Annotated in this window: 22 protein-coding genes and 1 tRNA gene; 15 read left to right on the forward strand and 8 right to left on the reverse strand. The window is 62.9% G+C overall.

What is annotated here, in order from left to right; genetic code table 11:
* Entirely contained in the window at window positions 1-879 is an 879-nt protein-coding gene (dapA, locus tag ACE2AA_RS04855; RefSeq protein WP_141300003.1) for a 4-hydroxy-tetrahydrodipicolinate synthase, read from the forward strand.
* Window positions 880-882: 3 nt separating this feature from the next.
* A complete protein-coding gene (gene smpB / locus ACE2AA_RS04860; RefSeq protein ID WP_141260115.1) occupies window positions 883-1,377 on the forward strand; it encodes an SsrA-binding protein SmpB in 495 nt (164 codons plus the stop codon).
* A gap of 335 nt (window positions 1,378-1,712) precedes the next feature.
* Here smpB and ACE2AA_RS04865 read toward each other — a convergent pair whose 3' ends face one another.
* Window positions 1,713-2,393, reverse strand: coding sequence for a cold-shock protein (locus ACE2AA_RS04865; protein WP_141260116.1), 681 nt, complete (start codon window positions 2,391-2,393; stop codon window positions 1,713-1,715).
* A gap of 376 nt (window positions 2,394-2,769) precedes the next feature.
* Here ACE2AA_RS04865 and ACE2AA_RS04870 point away from each other — a divergent pair, with 376 nt between their 5' ends.
* Window positions 2,770-3,495 carry a TetR/AcrR family transcriptional regulator gene (locus tag ACE2AA_RS04870; protein WP_227000791.1) on the forward strand — a complete coding sequence of 242 codons (726 nt, stop codon included), beginning with the start codon at window positions 2,770-2,772 and terminating at the stop codon, window positions 3,493-3,495.
* Here ACE2AA_RS04870 and recG read toward each other — a convergent pair.
* The gene (gene recG / locus ACE2AA_RS04875; RefSeq protein ID WP_395372129.1) at window positions 3,434-5,581 is read right to left on the reverse strand and encodes an ATP-dependent DNA helicase RecG; all 2,148 of its coding nucleotides are present in this window, start codon (window positions 5,579-5,581) and stop codon (window positions 3,434-3,436) included. The two genes, ACE2AA_RS04870 and recG, sit on opposite strands and share 62 nt — an antisense overlap.
* Before the next feature lie 104 nt (window positions 5,582-5,685).
* Here recG and ACE2AA_RS04880 point away from each other — a divergent pair, with 104 nt between their 5' ends.
* Window positions 5,686-5,997: a succinate dehydrogenase assembly factor 2 gene (locus ACE2AA_RS04880; protein ID WP_010507900.1), complete on the forward strand. Its 312-nt coding sequence runs from the start codon at window positions 5,686-5,688 to the stop codon at window positions 5,995-5,997.
* Entirely contained in the window at window positions 5,994-9,476 is a 3,483-nt protein-coding gene (gene mfd / locus ACE2AA_RS04885) for a transcription-repair coupling factor (RefSeq protein WP_395371519.1), read from the forward strand. The genes ACE2AA_RS04880 and mfd overlap by 4 nt, the downstream gene beginning before the upstream one ends.
* Before the next feature lie 144 nt (window positions 9,477-9,620).
* Here the strand turns inward: mfd and ACE2AA_RS04890 are convergent, their stop codons facing one another.
* Window positions 9,621-10,553 (reverse strand): hypothetical protein, encoded by a 933-nt coding sequence (locus tag ACE2AA_RS04890; protein WP_395371521.1) that lies wholly within the window; start codon window positions 10,551-10,553, stop codon window positions 9,621-9,623.
* A gap of 89 nt (window positions 10,554-10,642) precedes the next feature.
* Between ACE2AA_RS04890 and ACE2AA_RS04895 the strand changes: the two genes are divergently transcribed.
* A complete protein-coding gene (locus ACE2AA_RS04895) occupies window positions 10,643-11,599 on the forward strand; it encodes a bile acid:sodium symporter family protein (RefSeq protein ID WP_395372131.1) in 957 nt (318 codons plus the stop codon).
* A gap of 97 nt (window positions 11,600-11,696) precedes the next feature.
* Window positions 11,697-13,133 carry a pyridoxal phosphate-dependent decarboxylase family protein gene (locus tag ACE2AA_RS04900; RefSeq protein WP_395371523.1) on the forward strand — a complete coding sequence of 479 codons (1,437 nt, stop codon included), beginning with the start codon at window positions 11,697-11,699 and terminating at the stop codon, window positions 13,131-13,133.
* Between the two features lie 144 nt (window positions 13,134-13,277).
* Here the strand turns inward: ACE2AA_RS04900 and ACE2AA_RS04905 are convergent, their stop codons facing one another.
* From ACE2AA_RS04905 to ACE2AA_RS04915, 3 genes are all read right to left on the reverse strand, one after another.
* Entirely contained in the window at window positions 13,278-15,173 is a 1,896-nt protein-coding gene (locus tag ACE2AA_RS04905) for a cobaltochelatase CobT-related protein (RefSeq protein ID WP_395371524.1), read from the reverse strand.
* Between the two features lie 18 nt (window positions 15,174-15,191).
* A complete protein-coding gene (gene cobS / locus ACE2AA_RS04910; protein WP_141260121.1) occupies window positions 15,192-16,217 on the reverse strand; it encodes a cobaltochelatase subunit CobS in 1,026 nt (341 codons plus the stop codon).
* 158 nt (window positions 16,218-16,375) lie between these two features.
* Window positions 16,376-17,005, reverse strand: coding sequence for a J domain-containing protein (locus ACE2AA_RS04915; protein WP_141260122.1), 630 nt, complete (start codon window positions 17,003-17,005; stop codon window positions 16,376-16,378).
* Between the two features lie 79 nt (window positions 17,006-17,084).
* On the opposite strand from ACE2AA_RS04915, the gene ACE2AA_RS04920 reads away from it, so the two are divergent.
* Together ACE2AA_RS04920 and ACE2AA_RS04925 are read left to right on the forward strand one after the other, a co-directional pair.
* Entirely contained in the window at window positions 17,085-17,399 is a 315-nt protein-coding gene (locus ACE2AA_RS04920) for a BolA family transcriptional regulator (RefSeq protein WP_141260123.1), read from the forward strand.
* Window positions 17,396-18,019 carry an outer membrane lipoprotein carrier protein LolA gene (locus ACE2AA_RS04925; protein WP_141300015.1) on the forward strand — a complete coding sequence of 208 codons (624 nt, stop codon included), beginning with the start codon at window positions 17,396-17,398 and terminating at the stop codon, window positions 18,017-18,019. Before ACE2AA_RS04920 ends, ACE2AA_RS04925 begins: the two co-directional genes overlap by 4 nt.
* A gap of 21 nt (window positions 18,020-18,040) precedes the next feature.
* Here the strand turns inward: ACE2AA_RS04925 and lipB are convergent, their stop codons facing one another.
* Window positions 18,041-18,733: a lipoyl(octanoyl) transferase LipB gene (gene lipB, locus ACE2AA_RS04930; protein WP_141260125.1), complete on the reverse strand. Its 693-nt coding sequence runs from the start codon at window positions 18,731-18,733 to the stop codon at window positions 18,041-18,043.
* A gap of 60 nt (window positions 18,734-18,793) precedes the next feature.
* Here lipB and ACE2AA_RS04935 point away from each other — a divergent pair.
* From ACE2AA_RS04935 to moaA, 5 genes are all read left to right on the forward strand, one after another.
* A tRNA-Leu gene (locus tag ACE2AA_RS04935) sits at window positions 18,794-18,879 on the forward strand.
* A 452-nt stretch (window positions 18,880-19,331) separates the two neighbouring features.
* Window positions 19,332-20,201 carry a UTP--glucose-1-phosphate uridylyltransferase GalU gene (gene galU / locus ACE2AA_RS04940; RefSeq protein ID WP_029329297.1) on the forward strand — a complete coding sequence of 290 codons (870 nt, stop codon included), beginning with the start codon at window positions 19,332-19,334 and terminating at the stop codon, window positions 20,199-20,201.
* Entirely contained in the window at window positions 20,198-21,607 is a 1,410-nt protein-coding gene (pgmG, locus tag ACE2AA_RS04945; RefSeq protein ID WP_395371526.1) for a phosphoglucomutase/phosphomannomutase PgmG, read from the forward strand. Before galU ends, pgmG begins: the two co-directional genes overlap by 4 nt.
* A 268-nt stretch (window positions 21,608-21,875) precedes the next feature.
* Window positions 21,876-22,058, forward strand: coding sequence for a DUF3553 domain-containing protein (locus ACE2AA_RS04950; protein WP_227000793.1), 183 nt, complete (start codon window positions 21,876-21,878; stop codon window positions 22,056-22,058).
* Between the two features lie 12 nt (window positions 22,059-22,070).
* The gene (gene moaA / locus ACE2AA_RS04955; RefSeq protein WP_395371529.1) at window positions 22,071-23,102 is read left to right on the forward strand and encodes a GTP 3',8-cyclase MoaA; all 1,032 of its coding nucleotides are present in this window, start codon (window positions 22,071-22,073) and stop codon (window positions 23,100-23,102) included.
* Between the two features lie 15 nt (window positions 23,103-23,117).
* Here moaA and ACE2AA_RS04960 read toward each other — a convergent pair whose 3' ends face one another.
* A complete protein-coding gene (locus ACE2AA_RS04960) occupies window positions 23,118-23,981 on the reverse strand; it encodes a methyltransferase domain-containing protein (protein ID WP_395371531.1) in 864 nt (287 codons plus the stop codon).
* Window positions 23,982-24,037: 56 nt separating this feature from the next.
* On the opposite strand from ACE2AA_RS04960, the gene ACE2AA_RS04965 reads away from it, so the two are divergent.
* On the forward strand, window positions 24,038-24,802 hold the full coding sequence (locus tag ACE2AA_RS04965) for a ComF family protein (RefSeq protein WP_395371533.1): 765 nt from the start codon (window positions 24,038-24,040) through the stop codon (window positions 24,800-24,802).
* Window positions 24,803-24,859: the final 57 nt, after the last annotated feature.

Genomic DNA, 24,859 nt, shown 5'->3' on the forward strand with positions numbered 1-24,859 from the left:
ATGTTCAAGGGTTCCATTACCGCCCTTATTACCCCCATGAACGAGGACGGGTCGCTGGATCTGCCCTCCATGGGCCGATTCATCGACTGGCAGGTCCAGCAGGGCGCGTCCGCCCTGGTGCCGGTCGGCACGACGGGCGAAAGCCCGACACTGACGCATGATGAACATGCCAAGGTGGTGGAATTCACCATAAAATCCGTAGCGGGGCGCGTGCCCGTCATTGCAGGTGCAGGGTCCAACAGCACGGCGGAAGCCGTGGCCATGGCACAGCAGGCCCAGCAGGCTGGGGCGTCGGGCGTGCTGGTGGTGACGCCGTACTATAACAAGCCGACACAGGAAGGGGTGTACCGCCACTTCATGGCCGTGGCAGACGCGATCAGCATCCCGCTTATCCTGTATAACATTCCCGGCCGGTCGGTCATCGATATCTCGGTGGAGACCATGGCGCGGCTGGCGCAGCATCCCAACATCATCGGGGTGAAGGATTCCACTGCCAACCTGCTGCGCCCGCTGCTGGTGCGCCGCGCGGTGAAAAAGCCGTTCAACCAGATTTCGGGCGAGGACGGCACTGCCGTATCCTTCCTGGCCGCCGGTGGCGACGGCTGCATCAGTGTGACCGCCAATGTCGCCCCCGCGCTGTGCGCGCAGGTGCAACAGAACTGGAACGACGGTCATGTGATGGAAGCTATGGAACTGCAGGACCGGCTGCTGCCACTGCATGACGCACTGTTTTGCGAAAGCAATCCCGTGCCGGTCAAGTTTGCAGCAAGCGTGCTGGGCCTGATGGGGGAAACCTGCCGCCTGCCACTGGCCCCGCTGAGTGATGCCAGCCGGGAGAAAGTCAAGGCCGCCCTGTCCACCGTCGGACTGCTGGACTGACCCATGGCAGCCAAGAGCAAGGGCAGCGGCATGATCTCGACCGGGATCGCAGCCCAGAACCGCAAGGGCCGTTTCAACTACACCATCGTGGATACGGTGGAGGCAGGCCTTGTGCTGAAAGGCCCCGAGGTCAAGAGCCTGCGGATGGGCCGTGCCACCATAAACGAAGCCTATGCCGGTGAACGCAATGGGGAGATATGGCTCATCAACAGCTATATCCCCGAATATCAGGGCGGCGTGCTGTCACGTTTCGAGCCGCGCGCACCGCGTAAGCTGCTGCTGCACAAGAAACAGGTGGACAGGCTGCTAGGAGAAGTCGCGCGTGATGGCGTGACCCTTGTGCCGCTAGACATCCACTTCAACAGCCGCGGCCTTGCCAAGCTGACGCTGGGTGTGGGTGAGGGACGCAAGAAAGCAGACAAGCGACAGGCCATAGCCGATCGCGACTGGCAACGCGACAAAGCCCGCCTGATGCGTAACAAGGGTGGCGATTACTGACCTGCCCCGCCATTAGGACAAGGCATGTTTTCAGAGGCTGCTTTAGAAGCCAGCCCATGAAACAGTTTATGAATTCAGGAAAGTTTCTGGCGAAGCTGCTTCCAAAAAGCTTCGGGCAATCCGCCTTTTTTGAAAAAGGCGGCACTCGGAAATTGTCTATCAAACAGTTATTTTGAAGGTGCGCCCTTACAGGCCACACAAGCATCAGGCTGATCTGCATACATGATGCAGGAAGCACAATATGAAACAGGGCCGCCCCAACCGGGACGGCCCTGTTTCATTTTATCTGTTCACCATTCCCGCGCCCGCCATGCTGACGGGGCGGGACAGGGAGATCAGTCCACCGACAGTGCTGCTGCCTCGGGGCCTTTCTGGCCTTCGACAACCTGCACGTTCGCCGTCTGGCCTTCCGTCAGGCCGGACAGGCCCGAGCGTTCCAGCGCGGAAGCATGGACGAAAATGTCCTTGCCGCCGTTTTCCGGCGTGATGAAGCCAAAGCCCTTCGTGGCGTTGTACCACTTGACCGTGCCGCGCATGTCCTGTGCATGCGACAGGTCAGGGGCAGGACGACCGGAGCGGGAGAAACCGCCACGTGCGCCGGGTGCCGCGCCGAAAGCCGCACGGGGGCGCTCGGGCTGGGCCGTGCTCTCGTCAACGGACACGACGCTTGCGACCTGACGCCCCTTGGGACCCTGCCCGATCTGCACCACCAGCGTGGTGCCCGGTGCGACCGTCGCGTGGCCGGTGGGGTTCAGGGCATTGGCGTGCAGGAACACGTCACCCGAACCATCCGACAGCTCGACGAAGCCGAAGCCCTTTTCGCTGTTGAACCACTTTACAGTGGCGCTGATTTCCGGGCCGGATGCGACGATCTGGGGACCACCACCTCCGCCACCAAAGGAGCGGCGCGGCGGCGGGGCGCCGCGATCACCAAATGAAGGCGACGACATGAAATCATCGTCAAACCCGCCGCGGCGCGGGGAGCGGGAGCTGCGGTCGGTCCTGTTACTTCTCAACGGTCGTAATCCCGAGGTCTAGGTGGTGGCTGCCCCAAGGGGACATCACCGAATGAAAGCACGTTTGCAGGATAGAGACTGCCTGTATGTCGTTGACCGTCGTTTCGGGCGGCTGCGGCTGCAGGAAAACATCCTCTGTCCTACGGTGATCCTAGCATAAATCGCATCGGCATCAACAACACCAAAGCATATTCCCGCCTTTGGTTTCCACACGAATTTTCATCTGTGAACAGTTTGTGAGGGGCAGGGACGCAAAAAGCTGCAAAAAAGGTGTAGATTAAATTCAGGAATATTGCTTGATTTCTACTCGCATTCGCACATTATCAATGGACAAGGTTCCAATTGATACGCCCCCTGACTGGTAAGAAAACGATCCATGCCCAATACACTTCCCCCACGCCGAGGGCGCGGCCGGCCCCCAAAAATTGCCCGTGCACCCGAAGGTACACGCGCCATGCTGGTGCGTGCTGGTGTTGGACTACTGACAGAAAAGGGTTTTTCCTCCACCTGCGTGGATGACGTGCTGAACGCCACCGGCATTTCAAAGGGATCATTCTACTACTGCTTCAGCAGCAAGGAAGATTTCGGGCAGGTACTGATCGACAGCTACGCCAGCTATTTCAATGCCAAGCTGGACCTGTGGCTGACCGACAAGGCAACGCCGCCGCTACAGCGCATGCTCAATTTCATGCAGGACGCACGGGCAGGCATGATGAAGTACGATTTTCGCCGTGGCTGCCTGATCGGCAACCTGGGCCAGGAAATCGATACGCTGCCCGATTCGTTCAGCGGATTGCTGCTGACGATTCTCAAGGGGTGGGAACACCGCGTGACCGACTGCCTGCTGGCGGCATGCGGCCCCCACCCGACCGCGGCGCAGCGGCGGCTGTGCACACGGCTGTCACGCTATTTCTGGATCGGATGGGAAGGGGCGGTCCTGCGCGCACGCATGGAACATGACCCCGAACCGCTGGATCTTTATGCAACCTTCTACCTTGCACAGGCGGCGGTCGAACTGGGTATCAGGCCGCCCGCCATGGCTAACCTGCACGGATCGCCCGTACCGCCTGCGCCCGCGCAAACAGTTCAAGCAGCAAAGTGATGGCCTGAACCCGCGCACGCAGCGCGGGAGGGGCATCAGCGAGCGGGGTATCTACTATGCGCCGTGCATCCTGGGCCGCCAGCCGCAGCAGCATGTCCACATGTAGCGGGCTGGCCAGCCGCAGGTCCGGCAGGCCGGACTGGCGCCGCCCCGTCAGGTCACCGCCGCCACGCAGGCGGAAATCCTCATCGGCGATCAGGAACCCGTCCTCCGTTTCACGCAGCAGGGCAAGCCTGCGCCGCGCAGTCTGGCCCAGCCCGGTATCGTGCAGCAGCAGGCAGTAGGATTCCGCCCGCCCACGCCCCACCCGCCCGCGTAACTGGTGCAGTTGCGCCAGACCGAAGCGTTCGGCATGTTCAATGACCATGACCGTGGCGTCGGGTATGTCCACGCCCACCTCGATCACCGTGGTCGCGACGAGGATACGGGTCTTTCCCGCTGCGAAATCGGCGATGGCCTGCTCACGCACCGCAATATCCTGCTGGCCATGCGCCAGCCCCACGGCACTTTCGCCAAAATGGGCGCACAGGGCGGCGTAGCGGGCCTCGGCTGCGGCAATGTCGCTTGTCTCGCTTTCACTCACCAGCGGGCAGACCCAGAATATCCGTGCCCCCCGCGCCAGCGCGCGTTCCATCCCCGCCAGCAGCTCCCCCATGGCCGACAATGCATGCAGCGATGTGCGTACCGGCTTGCGCCCCGCAGGTTTCACATCCAGCCGGCTGACCAGCATGTCCCCCCACTGCGTCAGCAGCAGGCTGCGCGGAATGGGGGTGGCGGTCATGACCAGCACGTCCGTACGCGGGCCTTTTTCCCCCAGCATCGCGCGCTGTTCCACACCAAAGCGGTGCTGTTCATCAATAACCGCCAATGCAAGGTCATGGAACACCACGCTGTCCTGAAACAAGGCATGGGTGCCAATCACCAGCCGTGCCGTGCCATCGGCGATCATGGCCAGTGCCTCGCGCCGGGCCTTGCCCTTCACGCTGCCGCTAAGGAACGCGACCGGCACGGGCGACAGCTTACGGAAGGTGGCAAGGTGCTGGCGGGCCAGGATCTCGGTCGGCGCCATCAGTGCCGCCTGATGGCCTGCTTCCACCGCCGCCAGCATGGCCAGAAGGGCGACCAGCGTCTTGCCTGCGCCCACATCTCCCTGCAGCAGACGCGTCATCTGGCGGGGGGCGGCAAGGTCAGCGTCGATTTCCGCCAGCGTGCGGATCTGGGCCGTGGTGGGTTCATGGCCAAAGCGCGACAGGGCGATGCGGCGCAGGCTGCCATCCCCCACAACCGCACGCCCCGGCCGCAACCGGTTCTGCCTGCGCGCCTGCGCCATGGACACCTGCTGTGCCAGCAGATCATCGCAGGCCAGCCGCGCACGGGCCCGCCCGGACGCTGCCACCAGCGCGTCACCTTCCAGCAGGTCGGGCATGTCACACGGACGGTGCAGCGTGCGCAGCGCATCCTCGAACCCCGGCCACTTACGCTGTTTCAGCACGCTGGCGTCCTGCCATTCGGGCAGGGGGGGGAAAGCATCGAACGCCGCACGGATGGCGGCGCGCACCTGACTGGGGAACAGTCCCGCCGTCAGCGGCCATACCGGATCCAGCAGCGGAATTTCCGCCATGCGGGCCGCAGGCACGAGGTAATCGGGATGGGTCATGTTCAGCCGGTCACCAAAACGTTCCAGCGTACCCGACACGCATATGTCCTGCCCCGCTTCCAGCCTGCGGACCAGATGGGGAGAAAAGAACACCAGATCCGCATCCGCCGTGCCGTCGGTCACGACAACCCGCCATGGCCGCTTGCCCCGGCTGCCACCGGGCGCGGGCGGCACGACGCGCATGACCGTGACATGCAGGGTGCATACACGCCCGATTTCAGCCTGGCGCAGATTGGGCCGGTACCGCCGGTCCACCACCGATTCCGGCAGGTGGAACAGCAGGTCGATCACCCGCCCGCCACCGGCTACCCGTGTCAGCAGCTTCGCCGTGGCAGGCTTTACCCCCTGCAGGGTCTCCACCCCCGCAAGCAGCGGGGCAAGGAGGCAATTGACGGGCGATGAGGCGGTATCGGACACGCGGCGGTTCATCCTGCGGGGTGGCATGCTTGTCATGCGGGCTGACAGATGCCCGCATGACGGCTATAGGACACCTGCGTTACGGAACAAAACACAACCATCATGGGTGGAACGCAATGGAAGCCAGAACGCCTGACCTCTCGCGCCTCGATACACGGCGGCGCAAGATATATTACCGCGCCACACATCGCGGCACACATGAAACCGATGTCCTGATCGGCGGCTTCGTCGCCCCCCGGCTGGAAGGCATGACCGAAGCCCAGCTTGATGCGCTGGAAGCGGTAATGGACCTGCCGGATGCCGACCTTGCGGACTGGCTGAGCGGCCGCCGCCCGGTACCGGACGAGCTCAATACCCCCATGATGAAGGAAATCATGGCCGACGCCACCGACCCCGCGCGGCTTGCGGCGATCCGGGGCGGAAAATGAACGATACGGCAGGTTTCTCACTCGCACCCGGCGCACCGCTTCCCGTATGGGGCGTGCCGGATGGGTATGACGCTTTCCTGCTGGCGCGCAGGGCAGGCGAACATGACGGGCCTGTCCTGCATGTCTGCCGCGATGATGCTTCCATGGCGCGCATCGCGGACCTGCTCGCCTTTGTCACGCCCAAGGCGGAAATCCTGCGTTTCCCGGGCTGGGACTGCCTGCCGTATGACCGTGTTTCCCCCAATCCCGCCATCGTCGCGGAACGGGTGGCGACACTGACCCGCCTGCTGGAAAAGGCCACTGCCCCTCGCATCGTGCTGACCACGGTGATGGGGGTGGTGCAGCGCGTCCCGCCACGCGCGGCCTTTGCCGGGCAGTCGATTACCATAAAGGCGGGTGAAAGCCTTGATGCGCCGTTCCTGATGGAACTGCTGATCGCACATGGCTACAACCGCACCGATACGGTGATGGACCAGGGCGAGTTCGCGACCCGTGGCGGCATTTTTGACATTTTCCCCGCAGGCGACAGCGAACCGGTACGCCTCGACCTTTTTGGCGACGAGGTGGAGAACATCCGCCGCTTCGATCCCGGCACCCAGCGTTCAACCGCAAGGATCGACAGCCTGACCATGCGTCCGGTGGCGGATTTCAGCCTTGATCCCGCTTCCATATCCCGTTTTCGCACTGGCTGGCGCGACCTGTTTGGCCCTGCCGCCGCCAACGACCCGCTGTATCAGCATATATCCGAAGGCAGGCGCCACGCGGGCATGGAACACTGGCTGCCCCTGTTCCATGAACAGATGGAAACGCTGGTGGACTACCTGCCTGATGTGTCCATATCGCTGGCCAACCAGGCGGAAGAAGTGCTGGTCACCCGCCTGGAAATGATTGCAGACCATTACGACGCCCGCAGGCAGCCGACGCGTGAGGGGGAAGTACCCTACCGCGCGCTGCCGCCGCACCTCATGTATCTCGACCGCAAGGGGTGGGATGCGATGATTGCGGGCCGCAAGGCCGTGGTATTCATGCCCTTTGCCCAGCCCGACGGCGCACCGGGCATGGATGCGGGCGGCAGGCCGGGCCAGATGTTCGCCAAGACCGTGACCGAGGGACGTGAAAACGTCTTCCCCATGCTGCATGCAAAGGTCGAGGAATGGTCCCAGACGGGCCGTCGCGCCTATGTCACGGCATGGAGCAGGGGATCGTGCGAACGCATTGGCGTGCTGCTGTGTGAATATCGCCTGCCGGTGCAGACCTATGATACGTGGAAGGAGGCACAGAAGCTCAGGCCCGGCACTGTCGGCCTGCTGACGCTGGGGCTGGAACGTGGCTTTGTCGCCGATAACGTGGCTTTCGTGTCCGAACAGGATCTGCTGGGTGAGCGGATTTCCCGCCCGCCGCGCCGCCGCAAGAAGGCGGACCAGTTCATATCCGAAGCATCGGAAATTGCGGAAGGCGACCTGATCGTCCATCAGGATTACGGCATTGGCCGCTATGACGGGCTGGAGACGATTGGCGTGGGCACGGCGCCCCATGACTGCCTGCGCCTGATCTATGACGGCAATGAAAAACTGTTCCTGCCGGTCGAAAATATCGAACTGCTCAGCCGCTTCGGCTCGGATCAGGCCCACGTGGCGCTGGACAAGCTGGGTGGTGTGTCGTGGCAGTCGCGCAAGGCGAAAATGAAACAGCGCATCCGCGACATGGCGGGTGAACTGATCCGCACGGCTGCTGCGCGCGCGCTACGTGAAGCGCCAGCCATTACCCCGGAAGACGGGATGTGGGACGAATTCTGCGCACGCTTCCCCTTTGTCGAGACCGAGGACCAGTCCCGCGCCATTGCCGACGTGCTGGATGACATGGCGTCGGGCAAGCCGATGGACCGGCTGGTCTGTGGCGATGTGGGCTTTGGCAAGACCGAGGTGGCGCTGCGTGCCGCTTTTGTTGCCGCCATGTCCGGCGCGCAGGTCGCCGTGGTGGTGCCGACCACGCTGCTGGCACGCCAGCATTACCGCACGTTCTCCGCCCGCTTTGCCGGGCTGCCGGTCAATGTGGCGCAGCTTTCGCGCATGGTGACGGGCAAGGAAGCGACGGCGGTGCGCAAGGGGCTGGCCGATGGCACGGTCAATATCGTGATCGGCACACATGCGCTGCTGGCCAAGACGGTCAAATTCGCTGATCTCGGCCTGCTGATCGTCGACGAGGAGCAGCATTTTGGCGTGGCCCACAAGGAAAAGCTGAAAGCCCTGCGTGAGGACGTACATGTGCTCACCCTGTCGGCCACCCCTCTGCCGCGCACGCTTCAGCTTGCCCTGACCGGTGTGCGGGAAATGAGCCTGATCGCCACCCCGCCTACCGATCGCCTGGCCGTGCGCACCTTCATCATGCCGTTCGACAGCGTGGTGATCCGTGAGGCGATCCAGCGCGAACGCTTCCGTGGCGGGCAGGTATTCTGTGTCGTGCCACGTATCGAGGATCTGGACCGCATGGCGGCCCGTCTGCATGAAATCGTGCCCGATGCCCGGCTGGTACAGGCCCATGGCCGCCTGACGCCAACCGAACTGGAACGGGTGATGACCGAGTTCAGTGACGGCAAATATGATATCCTGCTGTCCACCAACATTGTGGAAAGCGGGCTGGATATGCCTGCGGTCAACACACTCATCATCCACCGCGCCGACATGTTCGGACTGGGGCAGTTGTACCAGCTTCGCGGGCGCGTGGGGCGTGGCAAGCAGCGTGGCTATGCCTACCTTACGTGGCCACAGACGCATGTGCTGTCGGCTGCGGCACAGAAGCGGCTGGAAGTCATGCAGACGCTGGACACACTGGGGGCAGGCTTCACGCTGGCCTCCCACGATCTTGACCTGCGCGGTGCGGGCAACCTGCTGGGGGATGAGCAGTCAGGCCATATCCGGGAAGTGGGTATCGAGCTGTACCAGCAGATGCTGGAAGACGCCGTGGCCGACCTGCGCACCGAAAAGGGGCGGCGCAAGCTGCAGGATCGTGACTGGACGCCCAATATCATCCTTGGCCTGCCGGTGCTGATCCCTGATACCTATGTCACCGACCTGCCCGTACGTCTTGGCCTGTACCGCCGGATCGCGGCATTGGCCAATGATGCGGAAGTCGAGGCGATGGAAGCCGAACTGGTGGACCGCTTCGGCACGCTGCCTGACGAGGTACGCAACCTGCTGGATGTTGTAACCCTGAAACGCATGTGTCGCGAGGCCGGGGTAGAACGACTGGAAGCTGGCCCCAAGGGCATGGTTATCCAGTTCCGTGGCAACACGTTTGCCAACCCGGCGGGACTGGTGACGTGGATTGCAAAGCAGAAGGAAGCCAATGTCCGCCTGCGCCCCGACCACAAACTGGCGATCATACGCGAAATGACCAATGCCCAGCGGATCACGCAGGCGCGCAAAGTGCTGACGGCCCTGGTCAGACTGGCGCGTGAGGATGCAGGCATCCCGGCCTGAACCTGCGCGGCCAATGCGGGATACGCACAGGTCCGTATCCCGCCGCACCATGCTGGGGCAGGGGAAGCATGACAGCAAAAGCTTCAGGAAACGCCGCCTTTTAAAAAAGCAGTCCCCGGAAATTTCTGTTATTCCGCCCGTGTATCAACGGATTGGCAGGGGAATATGGTTGACTGTCATCACGCCGCCTTCCCAGCTGACATCCCACGATGTCCCGCCTGATGCCGCCTTGTGACCAAACAGCTTGGCAAGGATCAGCGCCGCACTGGCCCGCGTCTGGCCCGCGTTACGCAGGGTGTCGATCACGGCGTCAAGGTTCTGCACCTGTATGTGGCCGGTGGCGGATGACGCATCGGTATTGCCGGTCAGGTTGGCATCACCATTACCCGTGATCTGCATGGTGCCGCGCTGCGCGCTCAGTGATGCGACATGCAGGGGCACACGCACGTTTTCCGGCGGATGGCCGGCAATAGCGGCGGCCAGTGGCACAAGCGAATCACTGGGCACCGATGCATTGGCCGTGGCCTGCTGCGGCAGTGCACTGGCCAGCAGCGTGTTATGCGTGCCGGTTATGCCAATGCCCTGTGTTTCCAGCGTCAGCGTAGCCGGGGCGCTGTCACTTTTTGTGCCCGCCAGATGCAGGTGCGCACGGCGGAAGGACAGTTTTGTCTGCCCGTTGGTCAGCAGGCCGCCCTGCCATGTCAGGTCATAGCTGCGGCCCGCGCGCAGCCCGTCCATGATGGGCGTGGCAGCGGAGACGAAATAATCCTGCGCGCAGCCCTGCGAATGGTGCCCCGTCAGCGTCGCCAGCATGACGAGGGAGGCCACGTCCTCCATGTCCCGCAGCGCCTGCGGACCAAGCCCGGTGCCGCTGGCCGCAATGTCAGTGGCATGAAATGTCTGGTCCACATCCCCCGCCAGCACCAGATCATAACCATGCCCGGCAAGGGCACTGTCACCATGGGGCTGGCTGCTGGCCACCTGCACATGGCCGCATGTGCCGGGAAGGGCCGAAGCCCCGGCCGACCCGATGCAGGACAGGGCCGCCAGGGCGGTAGTGATGAATAATTTCTTCATTTGCGGCACAAGTTGGCGTGATTACGCGCCTGATGCAATCGGGTATGATATGCCCACCGCCATGATGAAACATTTGTACTCATTTGCCCATGCTGCGCCGGATTGATTCCTTCCTTGCCTGCCTGCTGGCCACCGTGGTGCTGGCAAGCGTGCTGCCCTGTTATGGGGTAGGGGTCAAAGTCTTCAATACCCTTGCGATAATCATGATCGCGAACATGTTCTTCCTGCAGGGTGCGCGCCTGTCGCGCCGGGCGGTGATGGAAGGGATGCTGGGGTGGCGAATCCATCTTGCCATCCTGTCATGCACGTTCGTCATGTTTCCCCTGCTGGGCATGGCCTTGCATGCGGCGTTGCCGGGCATGCTGGATGCGTCCATGTGGACAGGTGTGCTGTTCCTGTGCTGCCTGCCATCAACGGTGCAGTCGTCCATCGCCTTCACCTCCATCGCGCGGGGAAACGTGGCCGCCGCCATCTGTTCGGCCACGCTGTCCAACATACTGGGCATTTTTCTGACCCCGCTTCTGGTGGGCATCATGTTCGGCCGGCATACTGGCAACGGAAGCGGAGGGATCATGCCCATCGTGCTGCAGTTGCTGGTACCCTTCATTGCGGGGCAGGTGGCCCAGCCATGGATTGGGGAATGGGCGCACCGGCACAAGAAACTGCTGTCCTTTTCCGACCGGGGTTCGATCCTCGTCGTGGTTTATACCGCTTTCAGCGAGGCCGTGACCCAGGGGTTGTGGCATCGCCTGCCGCCGCTGCAACTGGGGCGCGTGGCCGTGGTGGATGCGGGCCTGCTGGTGATCGTACTGGGGCTGACCCTGCTGGCGGGACGGCTTGGCCGCTTTCCCCGCGGGGACCGGATCGCCATCGTGTTCTGCGGATCCAAGAAATCACTGGCATCAGGGGTGCCAATCGCCAGCGTGCTGTTTTCGCCTGACGATGTCGGGCTGATTGTCCTGCCACTGATGATCTACCATCAGGTCCAGCTTTTCGTATGCGCGACACTGGCCCGGCGCATGGGGGCGCGCGGGGATGGGGACTGAGCGGGTCATTCCCCCTCGCGCATGTCCGCATGGCCCGGTATGTAGGCGCGCCAGACAGGCCAGACCGGCCTGCAACCGCATGATATGGTGGAGAGAGATGACAGGACTGGATCCGGACAACTGGGATGGGCTGCGTGCCCTTGGCCATCAGATGGTGGATGACATGATCGACCGTCTGTCCACCCTGCGCGACCGCCCGGTATGGCAGCCCATGCCCGAAGAATTGCGCGCGCGGTTGCGGACCGGCCTGCCGCATGATCCTACCCCGCCGGAAGAACTGTACGCCCGCTTCCGCGAACTGGTCGAACCCTATTCCACCGGCAACGTGCATCCCGGCTTCATGGGCTGGGTGCATGGCGGGGGCACGGCGATCGGCATGCTGTCGGAACTGCTGGTGGGCGGGCTGAACGCAAATTGCGGCGGCAGGGATCATGCCCCGATCGAGGTCGAACGCGAGATCATCCGCTGGGCTGCCGAAATGTGCGGTTTTCCCGACACGACCACCGGGCTGCTGGTCACCGGGTCGTCCATGGCGAACATGATTGCCGTCATCACTGCCAGCCGCGCCGTGCCTGATGGTCTGGAAATGCGGGCAAAGGGCGTGGGCACGCGCAAACTGGTGGGCTATGCCGCAGCCACTGCCCATGGCTGCATTGCACGCGCATTCGACCTGACTGGTCTTGGCACCGACGCCCTGCGCGTGATCCCGGTTGGCGCGGATAATCGCATGATCCTGCCCGAACTGGAACGCGCCATCGCCCGCGATCGCGCGGCGGGGCTGGAACCGTTCATGGTGATCGGCACGGCAGGAACGGTGGATACCGGGGCGATTGATGACCTGAACACGCTGGCCGACATCGCGGCGCGTGAAAACATCTGGTTCCACGTCGATGGCGCGTTTGGTGCGCTCGCCATGCTGTCGGACGCGCTGCGGCCCGGCCTGCGGGGGCTGGAACGCGCGGACAGCGTGGCCTTCGATTTCCATAAATGGGCGCAGGTTCAGTACGACGCGGGCTGCATCCTTGTCCGCCGTCCTGGCGCGCAGGCCGCAGCTTTCGCCCAGTCGCGCGCCTATCTTGCGCGGGAGGACCGGGGCCTTGCCACCAACGCGCCATGGTACTGCGACCTTGGCCCCGACCTGTCACGCGGTTTCCGCGCGCTAAAAGTCTGGATGACGCTGGGCACCTATGGCGCGGATGGCATGGGCGACATGATCGCCAACTGCTGCGCCATTGCCCGGCACCTTGCAGACCGGATCAAGGCCAATCCCCGCCTGGAACTGCTGGCCCCGGTTACGCTGAACATCGTGTGCTTCCGCATCATCGCCCCGGTGGCCGACCTGGACCATTTCAACGGGGAGGTGGTGAAGGACCTGCATGAAAGCGGGATTGCGGCCCCTTCGACCACTGTCATCAACGGGCACAAGGCCATACGCGCTGCCATCGTCAACCACCGCACCACCAATGCGGATGTGGATCGCATGCTGGATGCGCTGCTGAACCTTGCGGACCATCGACTACTGACAGCGCGCTAAAACGCTGTTGATAAAAAATAAAAGTTTTTTGGACGCCGTCTTTAAAAAAAAGCTTCACCAAAAACTTCTTTCAATTTGCAGGATATTTCGCAGGTAGAGTTTTGAAAAAGCCCTGCTCCGTGACAGGGGCAGGGCTGATGGGGCCTAGCCGCCACGCCTGCGGCCGCGGGTGGCTTCTTCCTCAAACAGTTCGGACAGTTTCTTCATCATCGTGCCGCCCAGTTCCTCGGGATCGGTAATGGTCACGGCTCGGCGGTAATAGCGCGTCACGTCATGGCCAATGCCGATGGCCAGCAGTTCGGTGCTGGTACGCGTCTCGATATGCGCAATGACTTCGCGCAGGTGATTTTCCAGATACGATCCCGGATTGGCCGACAGCGTGCTGTCATCCACCGGCGCACCATCGGAAATCACCATCAGTATCCGCCTGCCTTCGGGTCGCGCGGCCAGACGCCGCTGCGCCCACAGCAGGGCCTCCCCGTCGATGTTTTCCTTCAACAGCCCCTCGCGCAGCATCAGCCCAAGGTTGCGCCGCGCGCGCCGCCACGGCATGTCGGCCGCCTTGTAGATGATATGCCGCAGGTCGTTCAGCCGCCCGGGGTTCTCGGGTTTGCCTTCCTGTACCCACAGCTCCCGGCTGCGGCCCCCTTTCCACGCACGGGTGGTGAAACCCAGGACCTCCACTTTCACTGCGCAGCGTTCCAGTGTGCGGGCAAGGATGTCGCCACACATGGCGGCCACCGAAATCGGCCGCCCGCGCATGGACCCCGAATTGTCGATCAGCAGGGTGACGACCGTATCGCGGAAATCGGTATCGCGCTCACGCTTGTACGACAGGGACAGCATGGGATTGACCACGATGCGCGACAGGCGCCCCGCATCCAGCATCCCTTCTTCAAGATCGAATTCCCACGCACGCGTCTGCTGCGCCATAAGCTTGCGCTGCAGGCGGTTGGCCAGCTTGGACACCACGCCCTGCATGCTGACAAGCTGCTGGTCCAGCGTCTGGCGCAGGCGGAACAGTTCCTCCGCATCGCACAGGTCCTCGGCGGCTGTTTCCTCATCATACACGGTGGTGAAGGGGTGGTAGGTGGGGGTTGTCTCCTCCGCTTCCGCCTCGTTCTCACCGGGACCGCCGGCTTCTTCCGACCCACTGGCCGATCCGCCCTGTTCGCCATCATCCGGGTCTTCATCACCCGCACCCGTGCCCTGTGACATCTGCATGGGCAGGGAATTGTCGTCTTCCTCCGGTCCTTCGTCCTGTGGCTCGGGCGTGGTGTCGTCGGTCTGTTCCTCGTTTTCGCTGCTGGCGGCTTCCGCTTCGGACGTACCGTCATCGGCCACTTCGTCCGGCGTGGTTTCCTGCTGCATCAGGTCACAGGCCATAAGCAGCCTGCGCGCGGCCTGCGCGAAATCACGCTGACTGTCCTGACGCGTCACCATTTCATCCAGCGCGCGCACGGCGGCAGGCGGCAGACTGTCGGACCATGCCTTCATAATGTCGCGCATGGACGCGGGCACGGGTCGGCCCGACATGCGCGCGCGCGCCAGCAGCCCAAGGGCAACCGGCGTGGGCAGCTTCGTATGGCTGGGCAGGCGGTCCAGCCCCATATCGGTGCATTCCTGCGCCAGACGGGCGTCAAGATTGGCAGCAACCCCTGCCATATGCCGCGCGCCAAGGCTTTCGACCCGCGCCTGTTCCAGCACGTCATAGACTTCGCGCGCTTCACCCGCGGGCGGGCTGGCGCTGTCATGCAGCGCCACGTCATGATGGCGCAGGCGCAGGGCGGCGGCATCGGCCGCACCGCGCGTGCGGGTCATTTCGGCATCCGTCATCCGCCGTGACGGATGGGACAGGCGGACATGCGTGCCGGTCACCGAAGCCCCCGACGGCACCGGACCACTGAGGAACGAGACCTCGGCCTGCGCCTGACCGCCCAGCGCACGCACGGCGCCTACCGTCGCGCGCTTGAAGCCCTCGGCCTGACGGGCTTCCTCCTCGGCCTGTGGGGTAGGGGGTTTTTTCCGGTTATCACGCATGCCTTGCCTGCCCTGTCATCAGCCCCTGGGCGCCAGCGGACTGGCGTTGAAGCAGCGCTGGTAATATTCCGCCACCGTCGGGCGTTCCGCCTCGTCACACTTGTTGAGGAAGGTAACGCGGAACGCAAAGGCAAGATCATTGAAGATACGGAAGTTTTCAGCCCAGCTTATGACCGTGCGTGGCGACATGACGGTAGAGATATCGCCCGCGATGAAACCCGACCGCGTCAGGTCCGCCAGTGCGACCATGCTTTCCACCCGCTTGCGTCCGGCTTCATCCTTGTCGGGGTCGATGCCCATCTTGGCCATCACGATCGCCGTTTCCTGCGCATGAGGCAGGTAGTTCAGGGTAGTCACGATATTCCAGCGGTCCATCTGGCCCTGATTGATCTGCTGCGTGCCGTGGTACAGCCCCGTCGTATCGCCCAGGCCGACCGTGTTGGCGGTGGCGAACAGGCGGAAGAAGGGATGCGGGCGGATGACCCGGTTCTGATCCAGAAGCGTCAGGTGCCCCTCGATTTCCAGCACGCGCTGGATCACGAACATCACGTCGGGACGGCCTGCGTCATATTCGTCGAATACCAGCGCGCAGGGATGCTGCAGGCCCCATGGCAGCAGGCCCTCGCGGAATTCGGTGATCTGCTGGCCATCCTTCAGCACGATCGCGTCCTTGCCGATCAGGTCGATGCGCGAGATGTGACTGTCGAGGTTGATGCGCACGCTGGGCCAGTTCAGACGGGCCGCAACCTGTTCGATATGAGATGACTTGCCCGTGCCGTGATAGCCCTGGACCATGACGCGGCGGTTGAACGCAAATCCCGCCAGAATGGCCAGCGTGGTGTCATGGTCAAATTTGTAGGACGGATCGATGTCCGGCACATGATCGGTGCGGACCGAGAAGGCGGGCACCTTGATATCACTATCGATACCGAACACGTCGCGCGCCGAAACCTGCAGGTCGGGAGCGGACACGGCCGAGATGTCGGGAAGCGGCGTACCGTTGGCGTCCGCTGCGGCGGTTATCAGGTCTGCGGGTTCGTTCATCTGCTTTTTCTCGTCCGTCGCTTCATATGGTTTGGCCCGCCATGACAGCGCAGGGCGGCATATCAGGCCGTAAGTATAGGTCTAGCTGTAACGATCGACCAGTGCCGGGTTTCAGTGCGCTTGCGATCCCATGCCCGAAAGCAGGAGGACAGGGGCCATCATGCGCTGCGGGCCATGTCATCCCGCCCGGCGGTGGTGACCAGGTGGGCGCGCACGGTGGCATAGGCGATGTTGATGCCCTTGAACCGTTCTTCCGCCTTGCGGTCCCCCCCGTTGGCGTCAGGGTGATGCTGGCGGGCAAGGTCCTTGTACCGGGCCTTGAGTTCCGCCATCGACACGGGCCAGCCAAGGTCGAGCACACCCAGCGGATATTTCAGCGCCTGTGGCGCTTCCGCCCGACGGTCTTCTTCCTGCCGCGCGCGTGCACGGCTGCGTGCGCGGGCCTTCGCCGCCCCCTTCAGCAGGTCAAGCGGGTCAAGCACTTCTTCCTCACTGAAGGCATGGGCAGCGCTGCCCTGTCCCAGCTTCCATGACGGCCGGTTCCATGACGTATCGGCGCGGATATGCGCCTCGATCTGTCCGGGGGACATGCCGCGGTAGAAATCCCAGTTCGCGTTGTACTCGCGTACGTGCTGCAGGCAGAACCAGAAATAACTGTTCAGCGCGTCACGCGAACGCGGGGCACGGTAACCCGCGGGCTGGTCGCAGCCATGCATGTCACAGCAGCGGTCCGGCGCATCGGGTTCGGGGTCAAAGGCGCGGTGCCGGGTGTTCCTTCTCTTCATCATTGTCGTTATGTGCGCCTGTTCATGCTTCGTGCAAGAGCGAAGCTGTGCAATGAATGATCCCGCTATCATGGAGCCGCCAATGGAACAGCAAGCAACCGGCCGGGCCGGACGGATCGAACGCATCATACGCGAACATCTCGCCCCCGTGGAACTGCGCATACAAGATGACAGCGCCCGCCACGCCCACCACGTCCATGTGCGTGATAATGGCGTACAGGCAGGTGAAAGCCACTATAACGTGCTGATCGTCAGCCCCGCGTTCGAAGGGATGGGCCGGGTGCAGCGTTCGCGCATGGTGCATGACCTGCTGGCGGAGGAATTCGCGGGGGGCATGCATGCCCTGTCGCTCATGCTGCGCACGCCTGAGGAACAGGCACGGATGAACGCAGCATGAAACCCGCCTTTCCCTTCGCCACGCGACGACTGATGATGGGGGGCCTGCTGACGCTGCTGGCCGCCTGCGCGGGTGCGCCCGTGCAGCAGCCCGACCAGCAGGCGGACATCGCCCGCGTCGAGGCGTATCTCAATACCTCTGACGGGTTGCAGGCCAATTTTGTGCAGACCTGGCCCGATGGCGGGAAGGGGCAGGGCGTGATGCATTACGACCCGGGTCGCCTGCGGCTGGATTACGAAACGCCGGGGTCGATGAAGCTGGTCGCACAGAACGGGCACCTGCTGTTTGTGGACCACCGCCGCGAATCGGTCACCCGCATGTCACTGGGGCACCAGCCGCTTGGCCTGCTGCTGGACCAGCCCGTGCACCTGTCGGGACTGATCTCGGTCACGGCGGTGCAGCACGGGCAGAACAGCCTGCAGGTCTCACTGGCGCGGCGCGACAGCGAATCACAGGGAATCCTGACACTCGGCTTTTCCGATATCGCCGGAAAACTGTCGCTACTGGTGATCGAGATGACAGACGTGGAACGCCAGCATATCCGCCTTGACCTGACCGACACCACCGTCAGTGGCCAGAAATGGCCTGACGCGATGTTTACCCTGTCGGCCAGCAATTAGGCGCGTACCCGGCGCGCAGGCTTACCCCCGCACGCCGGGAATCGGGCCAAAGCAGTCCGGCCATGTGGCCGCAAGCGCTGCGTCCACTTCATCCATGCTGACATCCCTTCCCAGCTTCTTCAGGCTGGTGACGCCATATTCACTGATGCCGCACGGCACGATCCCGCCAAAATCACTGAGGTCCGGGGCGACGTTGATCGCAATCCCGTGCCAGCTGACCCAGCGCGAGACACGCACCCCGATGGCCGCGATCTTTTCCTCGCGCCCTGTGGCGGGATCGACCACCCATACGCCAATGCGGTCCGCACGGCGTTCCCCCTCGACACCAAAATGGCGCAGCGTGCGGATGATCCATTCTTCCAGCGTATGGACATAGGCACGCAGGTCGCGCGCGGGCGCCATGCCGTGGGGCCTGGTCAGGTCCAGCATGGCGTAGGCCACGCGCTGCCCCGGCCCATGATACGTCCACTGTCCGCCACGCCCGGCAGGGTAGGTGGGATAGCCACGCGGGTTGAACAGGTCCGAATCCTTCGCCGACGTCCCGGCGGTATAGGTGGGGGGATGCTCCAGCAGCCACACCCGTTCAGGCAGCGCGCCCGCGCGGATACCCTGTGCCTGGGCCTCCATTTCCGCCAGCGCGGTGGGGTAGGGAACCAGATTTGGCGCCCTGTGCCATAAAAACTCGTTTTCAGTCATTGCCCGCGCGCCTTCCATCGGTTATACGCCCCTTCATCGTCATGACGGTATCGCCCAGTCGATCATCGTTGTCACGTTGCGGCCATGGCGGAATGGTAGACGCGCAAGCTTGAGGTGCTTGTGGGGGCAACCCCGTGGAAGTTCGAGTCTTCTTGGCCGCACCAGTTTTTCATGAAAATTGATGAAAACGAATCATGCCCCATCGGGGCAGTATGTCCATTGCATACATGCAATTCCGGCATATCGGGATTCTGTCATTCCGATCATCCCGATGCCCGAAATGGTTCTGCATGCGTACATGTCATGCATACGCGGCAGGGACCGGTACAGACATGTCATAAAAAAGTCATAATATTTCCGCACAAAAAGCCGCTATCTACCTCAGGAGATATGGACATCCTGGCAACCCGATGCCCTGCGCGGGTGGTTACAAAACGTTTCGTATCAGCGGCATGGACTGGCGTGAGGGAAGAATCGTGATTTAAATCATGTCTGGTCCTGATAAAGCACGCTACATCATTGCCATCTGGCAACACCCGGTAACCTGTTTTCATTATGAAAATGGGGTGCCAGACGGTATTGCCTGTTCCTGTCATGCATCTTGAGGTAAATATTAGTGATTAAGCCCCTTAAAAAAGCCGTATTGCCGGTTGCCGGCCTTGGAACGCGCTTTCTGCCCGCCACCAAGTGCGTACCCAAGGAAATGCTGACCGTCGTTGACCGTCCGCTGATCCAGTACGCAATTGATGAAGCACGCGAGGCCGGGATCGAGGAATTCTGCCTCGTGTCCAGCCGGGGCAAGGACTCCCTCATCGATTATTTCGATATTTCCTACGAACTCGAAGATACGCTGAAGGCCCGCAAGAAGGCCTCCGCCCTGAAGGCGCTGGAAGCCACCCGCGTTACCCCGGGTTCCATGCTGTCCGTGCGCCAGCAGGAGCCGCTGGGCCTTGGCCACGCCATCTGGTGTGCGCGTGAGTTCATTGGCAACGACCCGTTCGCCATCCTGCTGCCTGATGACGTGGTTCAGAGCAAGAAATCGTGCATCGGCCAGCTGGTTGAAGTCTATAACAAGACCGGGGGCAACGTGCTGGCCGTGACCGAAGTCCCGCGCGAGCAGACCGGCAGCTACGGCATCCTTGATGTCGGCAAGGACGATGGCAAGACTGTCGAGGTCAAGGGGCTGGTTGAAAAGCCCGATCCGAAGGACGCGCCGTCCACCCTGTCCGTGATTGGCCGTTACGTGCTGACCGCTGACGTGCTGAAGCACCTGGCCAAGCTGGAAAAGGGTGCGGGCGGCGAAGTGCAGCTGACCGACGCCATGGCCAAGACCATCGGTCACGTGCCGTTCCATGGCTATCGCTACGAAGGCAAGCGCTTTGACTGCGGCAGCAAGATCGGCTTCCTGGAAGCCCAGATCGCATTCGCGCTGGAGCGTGAGGAACTGGCCCCCGGCGTGCGTGAATTCCTGACGAAGTACAAGTGATTTTCAGGCACCGTTTTGATCCGACCAGCCTGCGGGAATACGATATCCGCGGAACGGTCGGCAAGACACTGGGGCCTGAAGATGCCTATGCCATCGGCCGCACGTTCGCAAGCGTCGTGGCCGGTGATGGCGGCAGTACTGTCGTCATCGGATATGACGGACGCCTTTCATCCCCCGCCCTTGAGCGTGCTCTGGTGGAGGGGGCAATGGCGTCCGGCATGGACGTGGTGCGCATCGGTTGCGGACCGACGCCCATGCTGTATTTCGCCTCTGCCGAATTGAACGCGGACGGGGCGATCATGGTCACAGGCAGTCATAACCCGCCTGACCATAACGGTTTCAAGATCGTACTGGCCAACAGGCCGTTCTTTGGCCCGCAGATCCAGATGCTGGGACACATGGCCGCCACGGGCAATGTCGTGACGCAGGCATCGGGCACCACCCGGACAATGGATGTAACGGCCGCCTATATCGACCGGCTGCTCCGCGACCGCGAAAATGATACCCGCGCGCTGAATGTCATATGGGATTGCGGCAACGGGGCCGCAGGCGATGTCCTGTCGCTTCTGGTCAAACGCCTGCCAGGACGCCACCGCGTGCTGAATGCCGCGATTGACGGCCGGTTTCCCGCCCATCATCCCGATCCCACCATTCCGGCAAACCTGCAACAGCTGATTGCGGCGGTCCGCCATGACGGGGCCGACCTTGGCATTGCCTTCGATGGGGATGCGGACCGCCTTGGGGTGGTGGATGATACAGGTGCGATCCTGTGGGCGGACCAGCTTCTGCTTCTCCTTGCCCGTGATGTGCTGCGCACCGATCCTGCCGCCACCATCATTGCCGACATCAAGACCAGCCAGGTGGTGTTTGATGAAATCGACAGGGCGGGCGGACGGTCCGAGATGTGGAAATCCGGTCATTCGCAGATGAAGGACAGGATGGCTGACACCGGTGCGCTACTGGCGGGTGAGATGTCGGGGCACATCTTTTTTGCCGACAGGTGGTACGGGTTTGACGATGCGCTTTATGCCGCGATCCGGTTGCTGGATGTGGTGTCCCGGCTGGACGGTTCCCTGTCAGATGCGCGGCGCGCGCTGCCGACCACCGTTTCCACCCCCGAACTGCGCTTTGCCTGCCCTGAGACACGCAAATTCGACGTGATTACGGAAGTCGCCAACCGACTGGCGCAGACGGGAGCCGATGTGTGCGATATCGATGGCGTGCGCGTCAGCACACCGGATGGCTGGTGGCTGCTGCGGGCTTCCAATACACAGGCCGCCCTTGTCGCCCGTGCGGAAGGGGCGACACAGACGGCGCTGGACCGGCTGAAGGCGGCCCTGTCGGCGCAACTGGCGTTGTCCGGCGTGGCGCTGCCCGACCTTTCGGATCAGGCTGCGCCCCATTAAAAAGTGACTTCAACCCAGCGCGTTGATAAGCACGAATAAAAGTTTCCGGGTGTCACCTTTTTCCAAAAAAAGCAATGTTTCCTGAAGCTTTTCGAATAAAGCTTCGCCAAAAACTTTTCCATGTTGCCCAAAACCGGTGCATGGACACGGTGGACATACCCCCGACGCAGACGGTTTTTTTGTTGAATGCCGGGCCATGGGGTTTAATAAGACCCGAACCGGTCCGATATGCCCGGTCATGGCCCCCATGCAGGAACCGCGCGATATAATGGTTACTCCACCCTTCCGTTCATTTCTCGTGCCGGGGCAACTCGTAAGCCACCCCGATCACCCGGAATGGGGCGAAGGACAGGTGCAGTCCGCCATCGGGCACCGGGTTACGGTCATGTTTCCCCATGCGGGCAAGGTGCTGGTCGATGCCACGGTCGTGCAGCTGACCGTGCTGTCGTAAGGGATCGCCCGCATGAACATCGCTCCGCTGATTGCTCCACTGCCGGATTCCTATGGCCGCCTGCTGACCTATCTGCGCGTATCGGTCACGGACCGGTGCGACATGCGTTGCATCTACTGCATGTCCGAAGACATGACCTTCCTGCCCAAGGCTGAAATCCTGTCTCTGGATGAACTGGGGCGGCTATGCGCGTCCTTTATCCGGCACGGCGTGCGCAGGCTGCGCGTAACGGGGGGAGAACCACTGGTACGACGCGATGTCATGGATTTCTTCCGTGAAATGGGCGGGTGGCTGGGCCGTCCGTCCGGGCAGGCCGGACTGGATGAGCTGACCCTGACCACCAACGCCAGCCGACTGGCCGAATTCGCGGATAACCTGCGCACCTGTGGGGTACGGCGGGTCAATGTCAGTCTTGATTCGCTCGATCCTGACCGCTTCAGGCGCATTACCCGACGCGGCAACCTTGCCCGCACGCTGGACGGGATCCGCGCCGCACGGGAAGCAGGGCTGGAGATACGCATCAACACCGTGGCCATGGCGGACATCAACGCGGATGAATTCGATACCCTGATCGCATGGTGCGGTGAAATCGGCGCGGATCTGTGCCTGATCGAGACCATGCCCATGGGCGAAACCGGCGAGGACCGGACCGACCATTACCTGCCGCTCTCGGAAGTGCGTCGCGACCTGCGGCACCGCTGGACGCTGGAACCGCTGACCTACCGCACCGGCGGTCCCGCGCGTTACGCCCGCATCGCCGAAACCGGGCGCAGGATCGGTTTCATCACGCCCATGACCCATAATTTCTGCGAAAGCTGCAACCGGGTCCGCCTGTCATGCACCGGGCGGCTTTATACCTGCCTTGGGCATGAAGGTTCGACCGACCTGCGCGCACCGCTGCGCGCAGGAGCGGATGACACGGAAATGATGGACCATGTCCGCGCCGCCATACTGCGCAAGCCACGCGGGCATGACTTCCTGATCGGCCGCAATGCCGATGATCCCGCCCGGGTCACGCGCCACATGAGCGTCACTGGCGGATAAAAGGGTTCCACCGTGCTAGGCCGTCCCGCGCAGCGCATCCTCCAGACTTACGCTGAACTGCCCCGGCCTCAGGGGCTGCGGCTGGGTCGGGGCAGGGGACCAGCCTGTCATCATCGCCACATGCAGGTCCTGCTCCACGCTACCGTCCGCGGCCACGGGCAGGCGGCCCAGCGCATCCGCCAGCAGGGCCGGGTGCGTCAGCCCGGGCGCACGCGCGCGAAGGGCATTCGTCTCTCCCGCATTACGCAGATCGGTCAGCAGGCCCATGGGCGTGCGATAGGACAGGTGGATCACATCTGCATCCGCCACCGGCAGTGCAAACCCCGCGCGCTGCAGCAGGCCCGCGCAATCCCGCAGTCCAGGAAAGGGGGAGACACGCGGCGAAACCCCGCCACGCTGCGCCATCTCGGCTTCCATCAAGGCATGGCGCAGGCCACCCAGCGTGGGCAGCACCGGCATGCAGGCCAGGAACAGCCCGTCGGGGGCCAGTATGCGACGTACCTGCGCCAGAACGCCCGGCAGGTCATTGACCCAGTGCAGCGACAGGCAGGCCACCACAAGGTCGAAGCTGTGGGGCGCGAAGGGCAGCCACTCCGTGTCCATGCACACGGCAGGCCCTGCCCCCGCCGCGCACATGCGGTGCGACAGGTCGGTCGTGACGGCTGGGATGCCACGGGCGCGCAACGCCTGCACCACAACGCCACGCCCGCCTATATCCAGACCTGCGTGAAAGGGACGGGTGACATCATCCAGCCGGTCCAGCAGGCGGTCTGCCGCTTCAGCCAGCACGGGCCGCACATGGTCGACAGTGGCAGCCGCGCGGTCGCGGTGCAGGCGCACGGCGTGACGGTCAAATATCTGCGGCACATCCATGCTCATGCCCTCCGATGTGCCGCCTTGTCCCCCGGCTGCCAAGCCCACGATCACGTGAACGCATGAACCATCACGCATTCCCATGGTGGCGACGGGCGCGCGCCCGCGTGCTGGATACGCTGTTCCCGCCACACTGCCTTGCCTGCGGGGCCGATGTCATGCAGGCAGGACTGTTATGCGCGACATGCGTCAGCCAGTTGCATCTGATCACATCACCGTACTGTCATCGCTGCGCGCTGCCATTTTCATCCCGCGCGGCTGGCGGTTCCACACTGACCTGCACCACATGCGCCGAAAACCCGCCACCATGGCGCGAGGGCCGGGCGGCGATGGTATACGACGACCTGCCGCGCCGGCTGATCCTGCCGCTGAAATATGCGGACCGCACGGAAAACGCGGCGCTGCTGGCGCGTTACATGGCGGCAGCAGCCCGGGGACTGGTGGGAAAGGACAGCGTTTTCATACCGGTTCCGCTGCACCGGGTGCGCCTGTTTACCCGGCGTTACAACCAGGCGGCACTGCTGGCATGTGCGCTGGCGCGACAGACAGGGGCAACTGTCCTGCCTGACGGGCTGGAACGCCTACGGGCCACACCCGCGCTGAAAGGACAGGGCAGGGCACGCCGGCAGGCCATCATGCACGGTGTGATCGGCGTGCGCAGCCACCGGCTGGGTGATATCGCGGGTCGGCATGTCATCGTGGTGGATGATGTCATGACCACGGGCGCGACACTTGCTGCATGCGCCAGCAGCCTGCTGCAGGCGGGAGCCGCACGGGTTGACGTGCTGGCCGCCGCGCGTGCCTGTGGTCAGCACGAACAACAATAGGATAAGCTGGAAACCCAGACCCGTTCCGCCGTCATGACGGCGGACACACAACAAACC

The organism is Komagataeibacter diospyri (assembly GCF_043995075.1).
Classification (GTDB): domain Bacteria; phylum Pseudomonadota; class Alphaproteobacteria; order Acetobacterales; family Acetobacteraceae; genus Komagataeibacter; species Komagataeibacter diospyri.